Source organism: Streptomyces sp. NPDC007095 (genome assembly GCF_040634475.1).
Taxonomy (GTDB): Bacteria; Actinomycetota; Actinomycetes; order Streptomycetales; family Streptomycetaceae; genus Streptomyces.
In genome coordinates this window covers 24,648-45,450 of record NZ_JBEYFS010000021.1, presented here as the reverse complement: position 1 = coordinate 45,450, position 20,803 = coordinate 24,648, and the positions used below count along the sequence as shown (strand labels likewise).

Sequence of the window (20,803 nt, the reverse complement as noted above, 5' to 3'; positions counted from 1 at the left end):
TGTAGGAGGCACGCGAGCGAGTTCCGATGCGCCGGGGTGCCGGGTCTCGTGCCGGCCCCAGCCCCACCAGAAGCGTCACATGACGGGGGAGCCGTCGGGGGAGGGCACGGCCTGCGGGCAGCCCCGGGGCAAGGGAGAACGTCATGCGCGGAGCGTAGAAGCCCCCACTGACATCGCTTCCGTGCCGCTCCTGAGCCGCCTTGGAGTCGCTCCCGTGCCGCTTCCGTGCCGCTCCTGAGCCGCCTTGGAGTCGCTCCCGTGCCGCTTCCGTGCCGCTCCTGAGCCGCCTTGGAGTCGCTCCCGTGCCGCTTCCGTGCCGCTCCCGAGCCGCTCCCGAGCCGCCTTGGAGTCGCTCCCGTGCCGCTCCCGAGCCGCCTTGGAGTCGCTCCCGTGCCGCTCCCGTGCCGCTCCCGAGCCGCTTCGGAGCCGCTTCCGTGCCGCTCCCGAGTCGCTTCGGAGCCGCTCCCGTATCGCTCCCGAGCCGACCCGCATCCCGTCCGGACAGGTCCTGGCTCCCCGTCCGGACAGGTCCCGGCTTCCCGCCCGGCTAGCTTCCAGCCTTCAGCAGTGCCGCCACGATCGGGCCCGCCGTGTCGCCGCCGTGGCCGCCCTGTTGGACGACGCCCGCCGCGGCGAGGTCGCCCTTCCACGCGGTGAACCAGCCGTTGGGCTTCTTCTGGCCGTCGACCTCCGCGGAGCCGGTCTTCGCGCCGTAGTCGGGGCCGAGGCCGGACATCGCCTCGGCGGCGGTGCCGTACGCCGCCGTGTACTGCATGAGTTCGCGGAGCTGGGCGAGGGTGGTGGCGGGGAGGGTGCGGGAGGCCGTCGCCAGCTTGCGGTTGTCGACCGTCGGAGACACCAGGTACGGCTGGTGGAAGACGCCCGTCCTGACCGTGGAGGCGACCGAGGCCATGTTCAGCGGGTTCATGCGGACCCCGCCCTGGCCGATCAGCGAGGCCGCCATCTGGGCCGCCGACTGGACCGGGACCGAGCCGTCGAAGGACGGGACGCCGATGGCCCAGTTGTTCATGGACAGGCCGAAGTACTGCTGCGCCTGGTTCGTCAGGTCGGAGTTCGACAGTTTCTTGGCCTGGCTGATGAAGGCGGTGTTGCAGGAGCGCGCGAAGCTCGCCTTGAACGTGCCGCCCTTGATCTCGAACTTGTCGTCGTTCTGGAACTTCCAGCCGCCGTACGTCACGTACTTCGGGCACGGGTGCTGCTTGTCGGCCGAGGCGAGCCCCTTGTCGATGAGCAGCGACGACGTGATGACCTTCATGGTGGAGCCGGGGGCCAGCGAGCCCTGGAAGGCCGTGTTGAAGCCGTGGCTGGTGTTGGCGACCGCGAGGATCTCGCCCGTCGAGGGGCGCATCAGAACCACCGACGCCCGGTCCTTCTTGGCGACCTGCTGCTCGGCGTCCGCCTGGAGGGTCGGGCTGAGCGTGGTCTTCACGGTCCCCGGGGTGCCCTCGCTGAGGGTCACCAGGGTCTTGTCGGGGGTCTTCTGGGTGCCCTTGGCGGCGGCCTTGCGGACCACGCGCAGTTCGATGCCCGCCTTGCCGCCGGCGATCTTGCCGTACTTCTCGCGCAGCCCGTCCAACACCGTGCCCAGCGAGGGGTACTTGGCCGTGGTGATCTCGCCGCCGTCGCGGTCGAGGGCGGTGACCGGGGGAGTGCCCGCCGGACCGGTGACCAGACGGTCGCCGTCCTGGAGGTCGGGGTGCACGACCGACGCCTGCCAGCCGACCAGCGCCGCACCGTCCTTGGCGCGGCGCACGACGGTCAGCTTCGAGTCGTACGCCAGGGGCTTGCTCTTGCCCTTGTACGTGACGGTGGCCTTGACGGAGAAGGGGACGGAGGCCCCGGACGCCGTGCCCGGCGTGAGCTTGACGCCGGTGATGTGGGCGTCCTTGCCGTAGTCGGTCAGCAAGGTCTTCGCGGCCGCCGAGTCGTCGGTGGCCGCGGCCGCCTTCGTGACGTCACCGCTCTGCCAGGCGGTCAGGAACCGCGTGGACAGCGCAGTGACCTCGGCCGCCGACGGCGGACCGGTCTTCACGGCCTTGTGGGCGGCGGTCTGCGACGTACGGTCCTCGGCCGACGCCCCGCCGGCGTACAGGCTGTAGGCGCCGAACGCCCCGCCTCCGACGACCACCGCGATCAGCCCGCCGACCACGGCGGGCTTCGTATTCCGTCGCTCGGCGACGCGCCTTCTGTTCCCCACAGCTTTCGATCCTCCGCCTGTTCCCCAAGTCCCCCGGCACCCTCATGCTCCTCAACGAGAGCCCCCACCCTAGGGTCCCGCCCTGTCAAGGGTGACTTCAGCCGCCCGTTCGTAGCACAGCTGCGACGATCGGACCGGCCGCGTCCACCCCGTGACCGCCTTGCTGGGTCATCGCGGCGGCCGCGACGTCGTTCCGATAGCCGGTGAACCAGCTGTTCGACTTGGACTGGGCGTCGACCTCGGCGGAGCCGGTCTTGGCGCCGATGTTGCCGCCGAGTCCCGCCATCACCTGGGCGGCGGTGCCGCTGGTCGCGGTGAGGTTCATCATCGCGCGCAACTGCGCGGACGTACTGCTGGGCAGGCCCTTCGCCGTCGCCAGTTCCCGGTCGTCGAGCTTGGGCGAGACGATGACCGGCTGCCGGAAGGTGCCCGTCATCGCCGTCGCCGTGACCGACGCCATGTTCAGCGGGCTCATCTGGACCTGGCCCTGGCCGATCGCGTTCGCCGCGCGGTCCGGGCCGCCGGAGGCGGGGACGCTGCCGTCGAAGGAGGGTATGCCGGTCTTCCAGTTGTTCCGGCCGAGGCCGAAGCGCGTCTGTGCCTCGGTCGTCAGGGACTCGTCCGTGAGCGGCTTCTCGTCGATCAGTTTCACGAAGGCCGTGTTGCAGGACCGCATGAAGCTGTTGGCGAGGCTCGCCTTCTCGTTCGGCGCGAGGTTGGTGAGGTTGTGGAAGGTCTGGCTCTGCCAGGTCGCGGTCTCCGGGCAGGGCGCCGGGCCGTTCATGGTGGTCACGCCGTTGTCGATGAGCATCGCCGCGGTGATGATCTTCATCGTGGAGCCGGGGGCCAGGGTGCCCTGGAAGGCCGCGTTGAAGCCGTCCGCACGGTGGTTGGCGACCGCCAGCACCTCACCGCTGCTCGGCTGCACGGCCACCACGGACGACTCGGCGTACCGGGCGACCGCCTTCTCCGCCGCGGCCTGCGCGCTCGCGCTGAGGGTGGTGCGCAGCCTGCCGGCCTTGCCCTTGGCGAGGGTCACCAGGGCGGTGTCCCCCGCGCCCTCGGTCGCGTGATGGATCGCCAGCTCGACCCCGGCCGTACCGCCCGCCGTGTCGCCGTACTTCTCGCGCAGCGCGTCCAGGATCGGCCCCAGCGAGGGGTACTTCTCCTTCGTCAGGACAACGTTGTTCCGGTCCACGGCCTCGATGGGCGGGCTCGCCGACTCGCCCGTGACCAGCGTGTCGCCCTCCTGCAGCTCGGGATGCACGACGGACGGCTTCCAGTCGACCAGCGCCTTCCCGGTGGTCTCGCCGCGCACGACGGTCAGCCGGGAGTCGTACGCGAAGGGCTTGGACTTCCCCTCGAACGAGACCGTCGCCTTGACGGAGAACGGAACGGTGGCCCCCGCCGCCGCTCCCCGGGTGATCTTCACACCGGTGAGGTGCGCGTCGTCGCGGTAACCAGCCAGCAACTCCTGCGCCTTCTGGGCGAAGTTGGTGTAGGCGGCGGCCTCGGCGGCGTCACCCTGCTCCCAGGCGGCGAAGAACTTCGTCGAGGTCTCCTTGACCTCCGCGCTGCTCGGCGGCCCCGTCTTCACGGCCGCGGGTCCGCCGCTCCCCGAGCCCCCGCCCTCGCTCCCGTTGAGCGCCGACATCACATTGAAGGCGCCGTATCCGGCACCCCCCACCATCACGGCGAACACACTGCCGATGACGGCCGCCTTTGCCCCCTTGCGCATCGCGCGAAACCCTCCCCGTGGACCCCTCCCCGAACTTCTGAACGCGTTCAGAAAAGTCGGTCTGCAGGGCACTGTATGCGGGAGGAGTGACACGTGGGGCGGAGATTCTCCGAATCGTTAGACACGACAACGATGGCGCGGCAGTCACCTGCCGCGCCATCGTCGTGCACCCGCCCAGCTAGACCCAGGTGTCCAGCCACATCCGGGAGCGCCACTGGTCTATGGGGATCGCCGTGCCCGTGTACAGGGGCCAGAAATAGATGAAGTTCCAGGCGATCAGGAGGACCAGGACGCCCGCGCTCGCCGCGCCGATGACGCGGCGGCGTTCCGTGGAGCCGGGTGGGCCGAGGATCGCGCCGATCATCATGGCGACCGCCAGGCACAGGAACGGGACGAAGATGATGGCGTAGAAGAAGAAGATCGTGCGCTCCTGGTACATGAACCAGGGGAGGTAGCCGGCCGCGATGCCGCAGGCGATCGCGCCCGCCCGCCAGTCACGTCGGAACGCCCAGCGCCACAGGACGTAGACGATCGCGAAGCAGGCGGCCCACCACAGGAGGGGCGTGCCCAGGGCCAGGACCTCGCGGGCGCACTTGCCGCCCGCGTCCGCCGGGCAGCCGTCCTTGCCGGGCAGCGGGGACTCGTAGAAGTACGAGACCGGGCGGCCCAGGACGATCCAGCTCCACGGGTTCGACTGGTAGGTGTGCGGGGACGAGAGGCCGACGTGGAACTCGTACACCTCGTGCTCGTAGTGCCACAGGCTGCGCAGCCAGTCGGGCAGGAAGGTCCAGCTGCCGCCCTTGCCGTCGGTCGCGGCCCAGTTGCGGAAGTAGCCGCCCTTGCCGTTGGTGGGGGAGAGGATCCAGCCGGTCCAGGAGATGAAGTACGTGACGATCGCCACCGGGACCGTCGCGAGGAACGTGATGCCCGTGTCGTGCTTGAGGGCCGCCAGGTACGGGTGACGGGCGCCCGCCACCCGGCGCGCGCCGACGTCCCACAGGACCGCCATCAGGCAGAACGCGAAGAGGACGTACAGGCCGCTCCACTTGGTGCCGAGTGCCAGGCCCAGCATCAGACCGGCCGTCCAGCGCCAGGGGCGCCAGCCGAGGCGGGTGGTCTCGGCGATGTGCGCGTCGGGGCGTACGAGACCGTCCGCGTCCGGGGGCAGGGCTGCCGCCAGTCGGGCGCGTGACCGGTCGCGGTCCACGACCAGACAGCCGAAGGCCGCCAGCACGAAGAACATCAGCACACCGTCGAGCAGCGAGGTGCGGCTCATCACGAAGTGCAGCCCGTCCACCGCCATCAGCGTGCCCGCCAGACAGCCCAGGAACGTCGAGCGGAACATCCGGCGCCCGATCCGGCACAGCAGCAGCACCGACAGCGTGCCGAGCAGCGCCGTCATGAAACGCCAGCCGAACGGATTGAAGCCGAACATCCATTCGCCGAGCCCGATGACGTACTTGCCGACCGGGGGGTGCACCACATAGGCGGCGTCGGAGGGGATGCCGACGTGTCCGTTGTTCTGCAGGATCAGGTCATTGGCGTTCTTGTCCCAGTTGACCTCGTACCCGCGGTGGATCAGCGCCCAGGCGTCCTTGGCGTAGTACGTCTCGTCGAATATCACCGCCTTCGGGCTGCCCAGGTTCCAGAACCGCATCAGCCCCGCCATCAGGGTCACGAGCAGCGGGCCGCCCCAGCCCGACCAGCGCGTGATGCGTTCCGCGACCTCGTGGCGCAGCCCGAACGCAGCCCAGATCCGGGGACTGGGCTCGGCGTACGGCGGCACGAGTCGATCACGCACATCGCTTCTGGGCGGCGCGGTATATCCGAAGCGGCGCAGCCGCTGCTGCCACGACGGCCGCCGCTCTTCGGCTGCCTGGCCCTGCCGGGTGTCCGTGGAGGACGCGGTACTGGTCACCGCGCCATCGTAGGGAACAGGTCTGTGGGAGTCCCGTGCACGGGCCTAATGGGTGGATGCGGCTGCCGCCGAATGCCCCTGCGAGGATGGAACTGTGACAGGAACCCTTGTTTTGGCCGGCACCCCCATCGGCGACGTGGCCGACGCCCCGCCCCGGCTCGCCCAGGAGCTGGCGGGCGCGGACGTCGTCGCAGCCGAGGACACCCGCAGGCTGCGGCGGCTGACCCAGGCGCTGGGCGTGCAGCCCACCGGGCGCGTGGTGTCGTACTTCGAGGGGAACGAGGCCGCCCGTACGCCCGAACTCGTCGAGGCGCTGGCCGGCGGGGCGCGCGTGCTGCTGGTGACCGACGCCGGGATGCCGTCCGTCTCCGACCCCGGGTACCGGCTGGTCGCCGCGGCCGTCGAGAAGGACATCAAGGTCACCGCCGTACCCGGCCCGTCCGCCGTGCTCACCGCGCTCGCGCTGTCCGGGCTGCCCGTCGACCGGTTCTGTTTCGAGGGGTTCCTGCCGAGGAAGGCGGGCGAGCGGCTGTCCCGGCTGCGGGAGGTCGAGGGCGAGCGCCGCACGATGGTCTACTTCGAGGCCCCGCACCGCCTCGACGACACCCTCGCCGCGATGGCCGAGGTCTTCGGGGACGGGCGGCGGGCCGCCGTCTGCCGCGAGCTGACCAAGACGTACGAGGAGATCAAGCGCGGGCCGCTGGGCGAGCTGGCGGCCTGGGCCGCCGAGGGCGTACGCGGGGAGATCACGGTGGTGGTCGAGGGCGCGCCGGAGAAGGGCGCCGAGGAACTGGACGCGGCCGAACTGGTGCGCAGGGTGCGGGTGCGGGAAGAGGCGGGAGAGCGCCGCAAGGAGGCCATCGCGGCGGTCGCGGCCGAGGCCGGAATTCCCAAGCGCGACGTCTTCGATGCGGTGGTCGCGGCAAAGAACGCGGCGCACAGCGCCCCATAGAAGAGCAAAGGGCCGGCACGGAAAGCAAAGCTCAGGCCGTGTCTCCGAGGCATTCCGACAAGGAAAGGCCAAAACGACTCCAATAGTCGACAGGCCTGATGCGTTCCCGCCCGGAGAAGCGTCCACTGGTTGAAGGGACGTACCCGTCCCTCGCCCCCGCCGACCGGGGGCGCTTGTCCAGCGGAACAGCAGGAGCTGGCATGAGTGAGATCGCAGGGCAGACCGGCAACCGCAGCGCGGCGACCGCCGTCGTCAACGAGTCGTATTCCTTCGCATGCATGCGCTGCGGGCACGGCTGGGAGCAGTCGTTCGAGATAGAGCACCACCGCGACGCCGAGGGCGGCGAGTTCGTGATGTACGTGGCGGACGGCCATGTCGTGCCGTCCCCGCTGAGCCGGCCCTCCTGCCAGAACTGCGACGGACACGTGGTGCGCATCATGCGCGCCGGACAGGTGTCCTCCGTCCAGAACTCCATGCACCAGCACACGCACCGTCCGGTGTCGGCCCGCCCCGGGCAGGCCCACGAAGAGCAGGCCCACGACGAGGCCCTCGACCAGCCGGCCGTGCCCAAGGAACCCCACCACTGGCACCTCTCCGACCTGCTGCACCCCTTCCACCACCGCAAGGCGGGCTGATCGCGGGAGCGCGGTGACCTCGCCCGGGTGAGGTCCGGCCCGCACCCTTCGCGGGATCGGGGGCATGCTCTCCTTTCGTAGGATCGAGGCATGCCCTCCGACAAGACCGAAGCGCCACCGCTCCCCGAGCCGCTGCGCGTCCCCGTCGCCGACTCGCACACCCACCTCGACATGCAGTCCGGCACCGTCGACGAAGGACTCGCCAAGGCCGCCGCGGTCGGCGTGACCACGGTCGTCCAGGTCGGCTGCGACCTGAAGGGCTCCCGCTGGGCGGCCGAGACCGCCGCCGCGTACGAGGCCGTCCACGCCACCGTTGCCCTGCACCCCAACGAGGCACCCCGTATCGTGCACGGCGACCCCGACGGCTGGTCCCGCCAGGGCGCACGGGTGCCCGGCGGCGACGGCGCTCTGGACGAGGCCCTCGCCGAGATCGACCGCCTCGCCGCCCTTCCCCAGGTCAAGGGCGTCGGCGAGACCGGGCTCGACTACTTCCGTACGGGCCCCGAAGGCAAGGCCGCCCAGGAGCGCTCCTTCCGCGCCCACATAGAGATCGCCAAGCGGCACGGAAAAGCCCTGGTCATCCACGACCGCGACGCGCACGCCGACGTGCTGCGCGTCCTGAAGGAGGAGGGCGCGCCCGAGCGGACCGTCTTCCACTGCTACTCCGGCGACGCGGCGATGGCCGAGATCTGCGCCCAGGCCGGGTACTACATGTCCTTCGCCGGAAACATGACCTTCAAGAACGCCCAGCCGCTGCGCGACGCGCTGGCCGTGGCCCCCCTGGAGCTCGTCCTGGTCGAGACCGACGCGCCCTTCCTGACCCCCGCCCCGTACCGCGGACGGCCTAACGCGCCTTATCTCATTCCGGTCACGGTGCGCGCCATGGCGGCCGTGCGGAGCATCGACGAGGACACGCTGGCGACGGCGCTCTCTGCGAACACGGCGCGGGCCTTCGGTTACTGAGGGATGACGCTTCCGACCATTTTTCTGGGTCACACCTCAGGGCAGTGTCGCGACACAGCGTAGCCGCGTTGCTTGGGAGAGTGACGACCGCTCCGCTAGGTTCTGGTCGCCCGATCCGGATCTCCTGGAGCGTGTCGTCGTGAGCAACTCGCCCAAGTCGCAGTACGAGACTTATGGCCTGACTGGAACGTCGTTCGAGGACCGAGAGAGTGGTGGACAGTCGCCGTACGGTGCCGGAAGCCCGGACCGCGGCGGCTACGTGGACACCTACCGGCCCGCGTACGAGGCACTGGCGGCGTCCCAGGCGCCGACCGAGCCGATACTGCCCTGGCAGACGCAGACGCCGACGTTGGTGCAGACGCAGGCGTTCGGGGATCCGGCGCAGGAGTCGGAGGGGGAGCCCCGGCCCGGCGGGCGGGCCGCTGCCCGGCGCGCCGCCCGGCGCCGGCGCACCGCCGAGCGTCCCGACCCGCTGCGGCGGCTGCTGCCCCAGGCGCTGGTCGTCGCCTTCCTCGCCGGCGGCGCCTCCGCCTTCGTCGCCAACGACAAGGCCATCGAGCTCAGCGTCGACGGGAAGGCGCGCACGCTGCACACCTTCGCCGACGACGTGACCGGACTCCTCGCCGAGGAGGGCGTGCGCGTCGGCGAGCACGACGTCGTCGCGCCCGCCCCCGGCACCGAGCTGACCAGCGGCGACGAGATCGCGGTCCACTACGGGCGGCCCGTGCGGCTCACCCTCGACGGACAGCCGCACGAGGTGTGGACGACGGCGCACACGGTGGACGGGGCGCTCCAGCAGCTCGGGGTGCGCGCCGAGGGGGCGTACCTGTCGACCTCGCGCTCCCGGCGCATCGGCCGAGAGGGCCTCGCGCTCGACGTCCGCACCGAGCGCACGGTGACGATCATGGCGGACGGGCGGGCGCGGACGATCCGGACGAACGCGGCGACCGTCGGCGAGGCCGTCGAGGAGGCCGGGATCACCCTCCACGGTGAGGACACGACATCCGTCCAGCCGGGGAGCTTCCCCCGGGACGGGCAGACGGTCAGCGTCATGCGGATCACCGGCACCCAGGAGGTCCGCGAGGAGGCGATCCCCTTCCGGACGACACGGACGAACGACCCCTCGCTGTTCCGTGGCACCGAGGTCGTCGACCGGGCCGGGGAACCCGGGACCCGGCGGGTCACCTACCTGCTGCGGACCGTCAACGGGGTCATGCAGAAGCCGCGGAGGGTCGGGGACGAGGTGGTGCGGGAGCCGCGGGGGCAGGTGGTGCGGGTCGGTACGAAGCCGCGGCCCGTTTCCGCGCAGACTGCGGACCGTCTGAACTGGTCCGGGCTCGCGGCGTGCGAGTCCGGCGGTCGCCCCGGCGCCGTGGACCCCTCCGGCACCTACGGCGGCCTGTACCAGTTCGACACCCACACCTGGCACACGCTCGGGGGGTCCGGGCTGCCCCAGGACGCGCCGGCCGAGGAGCAGACCCGCAGGGCGAAGAAGCTGTACGTCCGCCGGGGCGCGAGCCCGTGGCCCCACTGCGGAGCCCATCTGCACGACTGACGGGTTCTCCGGCTGCGGGCCCGGTGGGGGTTGCTCGCGCCCACGCGGCGGAGCCGCATGTCCAGCAACGCCCCGCGCCCCTGCGGGGCGCGGCCCGCACCCCCGTAGTCTTGGGGCGTGAACAGCCCCACCCCCGACGCCCTCCTGGGCCCCGCCGACGTCCGCGAGCTCGCGGGTGCCCTCGGTGTGCGGCCCACCAAGCAGCGCGGCCAGAACTTCGTGATCGACGCCAACACCGTGCGCCGCATCGTGCGCACCGCCGGCGTACGGGCCGACGACGTGGTCGTCGAGGTCGGCCCCGGCCTCGGCTCGCTGACCCTCGCGCTGCTGGAGGCGGCCGACCGGGTCGTCGCCGTGGAGATCGACGACGTACTCGCGGGCGCGCTCCCGGCGACCATCGCCGCCCGTATGCCGACCCGCGCCGACCGCTTCGCACTCGTGCACTCCGACGCCATGCACGTGAACGAGCTCCCCGGCCCCGCCCCCACCGCCCTCGTCGCGAACCTCCCGTACAACGTCGCCGTACCCGTGCTGCTGCACATGCTCGGCACCTTCCCGACCATCGAGCGCACGCTGGTGATGGTGCAGGCCGAGGTCGCCGACCGGCTCGCCGCCGACCCCGGCTCGAAGGTGTACGGCGTGCCGAGCGTCAAGGCCAACTGGTATGCCGACGTGAAGCGCGCCGGCTCCATCGGACGGAACGTCTTCTGGCCCGCGCCGAACGTCGACAGCGGCCTCGTGTCGCTCGTCAGGCGCGCGGAGCCCATCAGGACCACGGCCTCCAAGCGCGAGGTCTTCGCGGTCGTCGACGCCGCCTTCGCCCAGCGGCGCAAGACGCTGCGCGCCGCCCTCGCCGGGTGGGCCGGTTCCGCGGCCGCCGCCGAGGCCGCGCTCGTCGCCGCCGGGGTCTCACCGCAGGCCCGCGGGGAGTCGCTGACGGTGGAGGAGTTCGCCCGTATCGCCGAGAACAAGGCAGAGAACGCGGAGAACAAGGCAGAGAACGCCGAGAACAAGGCAGAGAACAAGGAGAGCGCTCAGCCGTGACGGAGTCGAAGACCGAGCCCAGGACGGGCACGGACGTCGTGACCGTTCGAGTCCCCGCCAAGGTCAACGTCCAGCTCGCCGTCGGCGCCGCCCGCCCCGACGGCTTCCACGACCTGGCCAACGTCTTCCTCGCCGTAGGGCTGTACGACGAGGTCACGGTGGTGCCGGCGGACGAGCTGCGGATCACCTGCGAGGGCCCGGACGCCGACCAGGTCCCCCTCGACGCCACGAACCTGGCGGCCCGCGCGGCCCTCGAACTCGCCCGCCGGTACGGCATCGAACCGGCCGTCCACCTCCACATCGCCAAGGACATCCCCGTCGCGGGCGGCATGGCGGGCGGCAGCGCCGACGGCGCCGGCGCGCTGCTCGCCTGCGACGCCCTGTGGGGGACGAACGCCTCCCGCGAGGAACTCCTCGACATCTGCGCCGAGTTGGGCAGTGACGTGCCGTTCAGCCTGGTGGGCGGGGCTGCGCTGGGCGTCGGACGGGGTGAGCAGCTGCGGACGCTCGAGGTCGGCGGGACCTTCCACTGGGTCTTCGCGATCGCCGAGCGCGGGCTGTCGACCCCGGCGGTCTTCCGGGAGTTCGACCGGATGAACGAGGGAATGCGGATTCCGGAGCCGGTCGCCTCGCAGGAGCTGCTCGACGCGCTGGCCGTGGGGGACGCCGGGGCCCTCGCCCGCGCCGTCTCCAACGACCTCCAGCCCGCCGCCCTCTCCCTCTTCCCGGCCCTCGCCGACACGCTCGCCGCGGGGCGGAACGCCGGTGCGCTCGCGGCCCTGGTCTCCGGCTCGGGGCCGACCACGGCCTTCCTCGCGGCGGACGCCGAGGCCGCGCGCGCGGTCGCCGACGCCTTGCGCGCCTCCGGCACCTGCCGGACGGTACGGGTCACCGACGGCCCCGCCCCCGGCGCGACGGTCGTGCCAGTGGCTGAAGCTCATACGAACGCCTGAAGGAGGAGTGCTCCGGGCCGCAATCCGCATGTGATCTCCTCAACGCTGATGCTCATGTTGGACCAGGAGACGATTCTTCGTAGCAGTGGTGTGCACATGTGATGAATCGGGTTCAAGTCACCTGAAAGGGCGGCTGCTGGCGGGGTGTGGTCGGTCCGACATCGCATAAATGCCGCCGTCGCCGCATGGGGGCGCGACCGCGGCCACGGCCAGGGACGCGGGAGTGGGTCACTGGCGGTGGCGTCGGCCCTGATCCCACGCAGGGGTCGGCGGCGGCGCCTGAACATCCGGACCTTGCCAGGGGATCGTTCGGCCTTGGGTGGGCGGGTGGGGTGGGGGCGGGAAGGGTGTGGCTTGGGCGGCGAGGGAGCCGGACTACCCTTGAGGGTCGATCGTCCCCCTTGTTCAGGAGAGAAATGGCCGTCAACCTGGTCAATGTCGAGTCCGTCAGCAAGGTGTACGGCACCCGTGCCCTGCTCGACGGAGTCTCCCTCGGCGTCAGCGAGGGCGACCGGATCGGTGTGGTCGGGCGGAACGGCGACGGCAAGACCACCCTCATCCGCATGCTCGCCAAGCTGGAGGAGGCCGACACCGGCCGCGTCACGCACTCCGGCGGGCTGCATCTGGGGGTGCTGACCCAGCACGATTCCCTCGACCCCACCGCCACCGTCCGGCACGAGGTCATCCGCGACCTCGCCGACCACGAGTGGGCGGGCAACGCCAAGATCAGGGACGTCCTGACGGGGCTGTTCGGCGGGCTGGACCTGCCGGGGTTCCCGCAGGGGCTCGACACGGTCATCGCCCCGCTCTCCGGCGGTGAGCGCCGCCGTATCGCGCTCGCCAAGCTGCTCATCGAGGAGCAGGACCTCATCATCCTCGACGAGCCCACCAACCATCTGGACGTGGAGGGCATCGCCTGGCTCGCCCAGCACCTGCGGGAGCGGCGGTCGGCGCTGGTGTGCGTGACCCACGACCGGTGGTTCCTCGACCAGGTCTGCACCCGCATGTGGGACGTGCAGAAGGGCGCGGTGTACGAGTACGAGGGCGGGTACTCCGACTACGTCTTCGCGCGCGCGGAGCGTGAGCGCATCGCCGCCACCGAGGAGGTCAAGCGGCAGAACCTGGTGCGCAAGGAGCTGGCCTGGCTGCGGCGCGGCGCCCCCGCCCGTACCTCCAAGCCGCGCTTCCGTGTCGAGGCCGCCAACGAGCTGATCGCGGACGTGCCGCCGCCCCGCGACAAGAGCGAGCTGATGAAGTTCGCCAGCTCGCGGCTCGGCAAGACGGTCTTCGACCTTGAGGATGTGACGGTGCAGGCGGGCCCGAAGGTCCTGCTCGAGCACCTCACCTGGCAGCTCGGGCCCGGCGACCGGGTCGGGCTCGTGGGTGTGAACGGAGCCGGCAAGACCTCTCTTCTGCGAGCCATGGCCGAGGCCGCCCGCAGCGAGGGGGAGACACAGCCCGTCGCCGGGCGGATCAGCACCGGCAAGACCGTCAAGCTCGCCTATCTGTCGCAGGAGGTCGCCGAGCTCGACCCGACCTGGCGGGTGCTGCAGGCCGTGCAGGCCGTCCGTGACCGGGTCGACCTGGGCAAGGGGCGCGAGCTGACCGCGGGGCAGCTCTGCGAGACGTTCGGCTTCAACAAGGAGAAGCAGTGGACGCCCGTCGGAGACCTCAGCGGTGGTGAGCGGCGGCGGCTTCAGCTGCTGCGGCTGCTCATGGACGAGCCCAACGTCCTCTTCCTCGACGAGCCCACCAACGACCTCGACATCGAGACGCTGACCCAGCTGGAGGACCTGCTCGACGGCTGGCCCGGCTCGATGGTCGTGATCTCCCACGACCGGTTCTTCATCGAGCGCACCACGGACAACGTGTTCGCGCTTCTCGGCGACCGCACCCTGCGGATGCTGCCGCGCGGGATCGACGAGTACCTGGAGCGGCGCAAGCGCATGGAGGAGGTCGCCGCGGCCGCCGTACTCGCCGCCGCGCCCGCGCCGTCCGCCAGGGCCGCCTCCGCCGCCGACGCCCGCGCCGCGAAGAAGGAGCTGCAGAAGATCGAGCGTCAGCTCGACAAGATCTCCGAGAAGGAGAGCAAGCTCCACACCCAAATCGCCGACAACGCGACGGACTTCGAGAAGGTCGCCGAACTCGACGCCGAACTGCGTCAGTTGACCGGTGAGCGCGAGGAACTGGAGCTGCGCTGGCTGGAGCTCGCGGAAGACGCGTAAGCCTCCGGCAGGCGGCGCGCGCGTCCCGTGAAGGGGGCGTGAAGGCGCGTAACGAGGGCATCACGGGCCGGTCCTCCCTTGGGAACAGGGGGAGTACCGGCCCCTTGTTCGAGGTCTCCAGAGTGATAGAAAGGTCCGTCTGAGAACAGTCTGAGAACCACCGGTGTGGCGCGAAATCGGCGCCGCCGACCGCACCGCCGGTGGGGCGCCACATCAGTGAACGAGGGGGAACACGCTGATGAGTCAGCCGCCGAGTGAGCCGCCGCAGGGTGGCTTCGGAGCACCGCAGGACCAGCCACCGACGCCGTCGACGCCACCGGTTCCACCGGCGGCACCGGCGCAGGGCGGGTTCGGCGCAGCCCCCAACGCGCCCCAGGGCACGCCCCCTCCGCCTGCCGGTCCGCCGGCGCCCGGTTACGGATATCCGCAGCAGCCCGGGCCCTACGTCCAGCCCGGCCCGTACGCACAGCCGCCGCAGCAGCCCGGGCCCTACGTCCAGCCCGGCCCGTACGCACAGCCGCCGCAGCAGCCGGGGCCGTACGCCCAGCCCGGCCCGTACGGACAGCAGCCCGCATACGGTCAGCAGCCCGCATATGGTCAGCAGCCCGGATACGGGTCCGGATACGGCTATCCGGGCCAGGCGCAGTACCCGGGCGGCCCCGGCACCCCTCCGCCTCCTCCCGGTGGTTCCAAGAACCCCTTCAAGGGCCGCCCGGCCGTGGTCATCGGCGCCGCCGTGGCCGCGCTGCTCGTCGTCGGCGGGACCGTCTGGGCCGTCAGCGGCGGGGGCGGCGACGACGGCAAGAAGCCGGTCGCCCAGGACAGCGAGGGCGGGAAGGCCTCCTCCTCCGCCGATCCGGTCAACCCCGGTGACGGCGGCGGCAACGGCGGCGGGGACCCCGAGAACCTCAACGCGGGCCGCCAGGCCGGTGAGGCGAAGGTGCTCTGGTACAAGCAGGCGCCCGACGCGCCCGGTTCCGGCGCCGACGCCCCCGGCCTGTGGATCACCGACAAGTCGGCGGTGAAGGCCGCGTACAAGCAGGTGTTCGCGTACAACGTCGGGGACGGCAAGCCCACTTGGGACCCGATCACGTTCCCGCAGCCGATCTGCGCGGTCAGTCCGCAGAAGACGTCCGACGACAAGGTCGTCGTGGCGTACAAGAGCGGTGCCGGCGACAACGCCAAGTGCAACCAGCTCCAGCAGATAGACCTGGAGACCGGTGCCAAGGGCTGGAGCGGCAAGGTCGCCGACGGAGCGCTCTTCGACAGCACGCTCACCATCGAACTGTCGGTCACCGGCAAGACGCTGATGGTCGGCCGCTCACAGTCCGGTACGGCGTACGACATCACCAGCGGCAAGAAGCTCTGGGACAAGACGAACTACGGCCAGGCCTGCTACCCGGCCGCGTTCGCGGGCGGCGCCAAGCTGCTGTCCGTCGCCTCCTGCGGTGCCGCCACCGACACCGAGCACGACGAGGTGCAGGAGCTGGACCCGGCCACCGGCAAGGCCAAGTGGACCACGAAGATCCCCAAGGGCTGGACGGTCGAGCGCACCTACTCCGTCGATCCCGTCGTCATCTACATGACCAACAAGGATCAGAAGAAGGTCAACGTCACCACGTTCAAGGACAACGGCGCCGTCCGCTCACAGCTCAAGAGCAGCGATACCTTCAGGCCCGAGTGCGGTTTCGCCATCCTCGACCGCGATCTGACGGGCTGCTTCGGCACCGCCGCCGACGCGAACACGCTCTATCTGCCGACCGAGGCGAAGAGCGGCGCCAACGAGATCGTCGCCTTCGACCTGTCGACCGGCAAGGAGAAGTGGCGCGTCAAGTCCCCGGCCGCCGAGTCGATGCTGCCGCTGAAGATGGACGGGACGCAGCTGATCGCGTACGTCGAGCCGTCGTACGACGCCGGTGGGCAGATCGTGTCGATCCCCACGACCGGAAGCAGCCACAAGCCCACCAAGCTGCTGCAGAACCCGCAGGGCACGGCGTCGGTCGAGAACGGCTTCTTCTCGAAGGCGGTCGACTATGTGGACGGGCGCTTCTACATCTCCACCACCCGGCTGACGGGCAACGACAAGTCGAAGGAGAAGTTGATGCTGGCCTACGGCAAGTGACGCACGCTCACGCCACCTGCGCCCCGTTCGCCGCCTTCTTCGTCTCCGGCATCTCCGTCCCCAACGCATCCGCATCCGAGGTAGACACGTCATGAGCCAGCCGCCGCCCCCACCACCGCCGAACCAGCCCCCGCAGGGCGGCTTCGGCGCGCCGCAGGACCCTCCGCCGGGTGGCTTCGGTGCGCCGCAGGACCCTCCGCCGGGTGGCTTCGGTGCGCCGCAGGACCCTCCGCCGGGTGGCTTCGGAGCCCCCCAGGACCTTCCGCCGGGTGGGTTCGGTGCGCCGCAGGCTCCGCCGCCCGGTGGGTTCGGCGCCCCGCAGCCTCCGCAGGGTCCCGGCTACGGCTACCCGCAGGCGCCTCCGCAGGGCCCCCCGGCCCAGCCTGGCTACGGCTACCCCGGCCAGCAGCCCGCCCAGCCCCCAGGACCCCCGTACGGCTACGGCTATCCGCAGCAGCCGCCGACCTACCCGATGCAGCCCCAGGTTCCCCAGGGCGGGGGCGGCGGGCGGAAGCCGAACAGCCAGGTGGTCATCATCGTGGCGGCCGTCGCGGCCGTCGCGCTGATCATCGGCGGCGGGGTCTGGTACGCGAGCTCCGGCAAGGACGACAGCAAGAACAACTCCTCCGGTACGAGCGGAGGCACCGGGGGCAAGGGCGGCTCGGGCGGCGACAAGACCACCGGTTCCACCGGCAAGGAGAAGGTCCCCGCCAACACCAGTTCCAAGGTCCTCTTCCAGGTCCCCGCGCCCGCCGTGCCCGCCGAGAGCAGCGTGTCCACCGTCGGCTCCTGGCTCACCGACAAGGTGTACGCCAAGAGCGGCAACGCCGAGATCAACGGCTACGACCCCGACTCGGGCGCCAAGGTCTGGACGATCAAGCTCCCCGGCCCGGTGTGCACGGCCAGCCGCCACACCACCGACTCCGGCCGGACCGCGATCGTCTACGAGCCCGCCATGCCGACCAAGGCGAAGCCTTCGCACGGCTGCAGCGAGGTCTCCGCCCTCGACCTCGCCGCCGGCAAGCTGCTCTGGACGAAGTCGGTCAAGTCCGGTGACCAGAAGATCAGCCTCGACAACGTCACCACCAGCGCGAACACCGTCGCCGTGGGCAGCACCAACGGTGGCGCCGCGTTCGACATCTCCACCGGCAAGGCGCTGTGGGTCCCGAAGCCCACGGACAGCTGTTACGACGCCGGGTACGGCGGCGGCGACAAGCTGGTCGCGGTCCGCAAGTGCGGCGAGTACGGCAGTACGCGGCAGTTGCACATCCAGACCATCGACCCGACGTCCGGGAAGGTGATCTCGGAGTACAAGATGTCGCCCGGCATCGAGTACGCGAGCGTCGTGTCGACGAACCCGCTGGTGGTGGCCGCCGACGTGGGCGACTCCGCCGGTGACGGCAGCGGCATCTCGGACTTCTTCTCCATCGACAACAAGACCGGCCGGCTGCGCACCAGGATCTCCGCGCCGGGCAAGACGTACGCGGCCAAGTGCGACGGCATCACCAGGATCGAGAGCTGCGCGAGGCTGGTGGTCGGAAACGACAAGCTCTACATCCCGACCGAGCAGCACGACGGCGGCCAGTCGGGCCAGATCAACGAGATCGTCGCCTTCGACCTGGGCACCGGCAAGCAGACCGGCCAGCGCGCGGACGCGGGCGACGGCTACGACATCTCCCCGCTGCGCATGGACGGCGGCAACCTCCTCGCGTACAAGCGGCCGCCCTACGACAAGGGCGGTCAGATCGTGAGCATCGACGGCACCTCCTTCAAGGAGACCAAGCTCCTCGAGAACCCGGCGACCGAGTCGGTCCACGACGCGGAGACGAGCATGCTCCCGGACTACGCCGAGATCCTTTACAGCAAGGGTCACCTGTACATGTCCGGGATCTACGCCCACAAGCCGTACAGCGGCTCCGAGAAGGAATACCTGGTGATCGCGTTCGGCCCGCAGTAGGTCAACTTCTTTTGACCATGGCCCCGTCCCAGCTCAGGGACGGGGCCGTTCGCTTACCCCTCATCACTCCCGAATGCGAGGAATTTCGATATTCCGGGGCACTTCTCACCAGTAGGGGAAGCGCAATGTCGAACAAGCGTGTAGCTTCCGGGGGATGGAGAGCCGGGGGGCTCCTAATCCACGGGGAACCAGTGGGGATGCTTGGGGGGACTGGGGGGTTGCTCGATGGGAGTGCGGCTCATGGTGGTCGACGACCACCGACTGCTCGCCGAGGCGTTGGCCTCGGCGTTGAAACTGCGGGGGCACCGGGTGCTCGCCGCGGCGGCGCCCGCCGCGGGAGCGGCTGAGCTGGTGATCACCAGGGCGCCGGAGGTGTGCCTGATCGGCACGGCGACACCCGCCGAGCCGGGAATCTTCGACCCGGTGATCAGGATCAAACGGGAGCGTCCGCAGGTGGCGGTCCTGGTCCTGGGCCCGGTCCCGAACCCGCGCGGCATCGCCGCCGCGTTCGCCGCGGGTGCGTCGGGCTACGTACGCCATGACGAGCGCATAGAGGGAGTCGAGCGCGCCATCATGAAGGCCAGGGCGGGCGAGGCGGCGGTCGCCCCCGCGCTGCTCCAGGGCGCCTTCAGCGAGCTGTTGAACCCCGCCGCCCAACCGGACGACGAGGGCCAGCGGCTTCTGCAGATGCTCACCCCACGCGAGGTGGAGGTCCTGGTGAGGGTCGCGGACGGGGAGGACACGAGGCTCATCGCGGCCGGTATGGGGATAGCTCCGTCGACTGCCCGGACCCATGTCCAGCGGGTGCTGATGAAGCTGGGGGTGGGGTCGCGGCTGGAGGCGGCCGCCCTGGCCGCGAGGACGGGGCTGCTGGACCGGGCGGGGCCGGTGCCCACGTCTCCCGGCGGCGCGGCGCAGGACGCCGGCTGAGACCGACGACGACGTCACGGGCGCCCATCGCGCTCGGGAGAACCCGGCATCACATGCGTATGTGGTGCTCGATGTCCTCTCTGAACTCGGTGAGCGCCTGTTCGGTGAGCGAGGGACGGGTGTCGGCGATGGCGGCGAGGTAGTCCTCGGTGTCGGCCGGGGTGCCCTGACGGTCGGTGATCTCGCGTTCGAAGGCGGCCTGGGCGCCCTTGCGGGCGGCGAACTCGATGTCGGCGGGGGTGAACATCTCGCTGGCCTCCACCAGCCGGTGCAGCCCGACCCCGTCGGCGGCCCGGCCCAGGTAGCGCCGCCAGATCGCTTCCCGGGCGGCCGCGTCGGGGGGACCGACCGGGATGACGTAGTCGAACCGGCCGGGGCGCAGGAACGCCGGATCGAGGGAGCGGACGGAGTTGGTGGCGCAGATCAGCAGCCGGTCGTCGTGGTCGCGGAAGCCGGGGATCAGCTTGAGCAGTTCGTTGGTGACGCCGTGGCCGGGGTCGACGGCCACACCGGAGCGGACGCCGGCGATCTCCTCGACCTCGTCGATGAACAGGAGCACCGTCTCCAGCCCCGCCAGCTCGTGGAACGTGTCCCGAAGCGAGGCGGCCAGGCCCCCGGCGGAGCCCGCGGCGAGCCGGGACGGGAAGAGCTCCACGAACGGCCACTCCAGCCGGGAGGCGACGGCTCTCGCGAAGCTGGTCTTGCCGGTGCCCGGCGGCCCGAAGAGGATGACCGCCTTCGGCGGCGCCACTCCGTACCGGTCGGCCAGTGCGGGTTCGGCCAGCGGCAGCACGATCCGCCGCTCGATGGTCTCCTTCTCCCGCTCCATCCCCGCGAGGGCGCCCCAGAGCCCGCCCGGCTGCACCCGCCCGCCCAGCTCCGCGAGCAGACCCGCGTCGCTCGCGCCGAGGTGCTCGACCTTCTCGTAGAAGACCAGTCCGTCCCGGGCCCGGTAGCCGGAGTTCTCCAGCGCCGCGGTTCCGGTGGCCCCGGGGGCGAGCAGCGCACCGATCCGACGGATCCCCTGCGTGCGAAGGCGCCGCTCCAGCTCGGAGATCAGGGCGCTGCCGATGCCCCGGCTGCGCCAGTTCCCAGCGAGCGCCACCAGCTTGATCCAGGCCCGCTCACCCTGGGCCTGCGCCACCGCCATGCCCACCAGGTCGTCGCCGACCACCGCGACCACCGCGGGGCCGCCGGCCCGGGCCACGGCCATGACCTCGGAGACGGGGAACACCGGAGGGGAGTCGTCCGTCTGCCGGTCCTGGTCCCAGATCTGGATGGCACGGTCCAGATCGTCGTCGCGGAAGTCCCGCAGTCGCCATGTCGGCATCATCGCCACCTCGCCGGCCCACGCTCCTGCCCCTCCTCATTCTCCGGGCAGACCACATACCGGGCGACTGGGCCGCCCGACGATCAAGCCAGGGGCGTGCCGAGCCTGCCGGTCTTTATGCGGTGGAGGTCGGAGCGGCTTCGGATCCTGCGCGATCGCGCCTTCGAAGTGACCGACCCTGCCGACCTCTTCATCCCCGAAGGGCCCGCGTGTTCGTACGGGGCCGGAGTCCCCCGGCACACTCCGGCCCTGCCCGACACCGG

At 70.9% G+C, this 20,803-nt stretch carries 14 protein-coding genes; 10 read left to right on the top strand and 4 right to left on the bottom strand.

Going from position 1 to position 20,803, the window contains the following annotated elements; translation table 11 throughout:
- Window positions 1-547 precede the first annotated feature (547 nt).
- The 3 genes from ABZ656_RS10235 to ABZ656_RS10225 all read right to left on the bottom strand — a co-directional run bounded on the left by ABZ656_RS10235 (window position 548) and on the right by ABZ656_RS10225 (window position 5,874).
- A complete protein-coding gene (locus ABZ656_RS10235; protein ID WP_360266381.1) occupies window positions 548-2,218 on the bottom strand; it encodes a penicillin-binding transpeptidase domain-containing protein in 1,671 nt (556 codons plus the stop codon).
- Between the two features lie 97 nt (window positions 2,219-2,315).
- Window positions 2,316-3,956 carry a penicillin-binding transpeptidase domain-containing protein gene (locus tag ABZ656_RS10230; RefSeq protein WP_360266378.1) on the bottom strand — a complete coding sequence of 547 codons (1,641 nt, stop codon included), beginning with the start codon at window positions 3,954-3,956 and terminating at the stop codon, window positions 2,316-2,318.
- A gap of 178 nt (window positions 3,957-4,134) precedes the next feature.
- Window positions 4,135-5,874 (bottom strand): phospholipid carrier-dependent glycosyltransferase, encoded by a 1,740-nt coding sequence (locus tag ABZ656_RS10225; RefSeq protein ID WP_101404583.1) that lies wholly within the window; start codon window positions 5,872-5,874, stop codon window positions 4,135-4,137.
- Between the two features lie 94 nt (window positions 5,875-5,968).
- On the opposite strand from ABZ656_RS10225, the gene rsmI reads away from it, so the two are divergent.
- The 10 genes from rsmI to ABZ656_RS10175 all read left to right on the top strand — a co-directional run bounded on the left by rsmI (window position 5,969) and on the right by ABZ656_RS10175 (window position 19,210).
- Complete coding sequence (gene rsmI / locus ABZ656_RS10220; RefSeq protein WP_360266374.1) at window positions 5,969-6,826, top strand: 16S rRNA (cytidine(1402)-2'-O)-methyltransferase; 858 nt, start codon at window positions 5,969-5,971, stop codon at window positions 6,824-6,826.
- A 200-nt stretch (window positions 6,827-7,026) separates the two neighbouring features.
- Window positions 7,027-7,461 carry a hypothetical protein gene (locus tag ABZ656_RS10215; protein ID WP_101404585.1) on the top strand — a complete coding sequence of 145 codons (435 nt, stop codon included), beginning with the start codon at window positions 7,027-7,029 and terminating at the stop codon, window positions 7,459-7,461.
- A 90-nt stretch (window positions 7,462-7,551) separates the two neighbouring features.
- On the top strand, window positions 7,552-8,424 hold the full coding sequence (locus ABZ656_RS10210) for a TatD family hydrolase (protein ID WP_360266370.1): 873 nt from the start codon (window positions 7,552-7,554) through the stop codon (window positions 8,422-8,424).
- Between the two features lie 139 nt (window positions 8,425-8,563).
- The gene (locus ABZ656_RS10205) at window positions 8,564-9,979 is read left to right on the top strand and encodes a ubiquitin-like domain-containing protein (protein ID WP_360266367.1); all 1,416 of its coding nucleotides are present in this window, start codon (window positions 8,564-8,566) and stop codon (window positions 9,977-9,979) included.
- A 117-nt stretch (window positions 9,980-10,096) separates the two neighbouring features.
- Window positions 10,097-11,023 (top strand): 16S rRNA (adenine(1518)-N(6)/adenine(1519)-N(6))-dimethyltransferase RsmA, encoded by a 927-nt coding sequence (gene rsmA, locus ABZ656_RS10200; RefSeq protein WP_360266364.1) that lies wholly within the window; start codon window positions 10,097-10,099, stop codon window positions 11,021-11,023.
- Entirely contained in the window at window positions 11,020-11,976 is a 957-nt protein-coding gene (locus ABZ656_RS10195) for a 4-(cytidine 5'-diphospho)-2-C-methyl-D-erythritol kinase (protein ID WP_101404588.1), read from the top strand. Before rsmA ends, ABZ656_RS10195 begins: the two co-directional genes overlap by 4 nt.
- Before the next feature lie 416 nt (window positions 11,977-12,392).
- Window positions 12,393-14,201 carry an ABC-F family ATP-binding cassette domain-containing protein gene (locus ABZ656_RS10190; protein WP_101404589.1) on the top strand — a complete coding sequence of 603 codons (1,809 nt, stop codon included), beginning with the start codon at window positions 12,393-12,395 and terminating at the stop codon, window positions 14,199-14,201.
- Window positions 14,202-14,439: 238 nt separating this feature from the next.
- Window positions 14,440-16,323: a PQQ-binding-like beta-propeller repeat protein gene (locus tag ABZ656_RS10185; protein ID WP_360266360.1), complete on the top strand. Its 1,884-nt coding sequence runs from the start codon at window positions 14,440-14,442 to the stop codon at window positions 16,321-16,323.
- A 91-nt stretch (window positions 16,324-16,414) separates the two neighbouring features.
- On the top strand, window positions 16,415-18,280 hold the full coding sequence (locus tag ABZ656_RS10180) for a PQQ-binding-like beta-propeller repeat protein (RefSeq protein ID WP_360266357.1): 1,866 nt from the start codon (window positions 16,415-16,417) through the stop codon (window positions 18,278-18,280).
- 225 nt (window positions 18,281-18,505) lie between these two features.
- Window positions 18,506-19,210 carry a response regulator transcription factor gene (locus ABZ656_RS10175; protein ID WP_101404592.1) on the top strand — a complete coding sequence of 235 codons (705 nt, stop codon included), beginning with the start codon at window positions 18,506-18,508 and terminating at the stop codon, window positions 19,208-19,210.
- A gap of 49 nt (window positions 19,211-19,259) precedes the next feature.
- On the opposite strand, the gene ABZ656_RS10170 is transcribed toward ABZ656_RS10175, so the two are convergent.
- Window positions 19,260-20,540, bottom strand: coding sequence for a GNAT family N-acetyltransferase (locus tag ABZ656_RS10170; RefSeq protein ID WP_101408040.1), 1,281 nt, complete (start codon window positions 20,538-20,540; stop codon window positions 19,260-19,262).
- Between the last annotated feature and the right edge of the window lie 263 nt (window positions 20,541-20,803).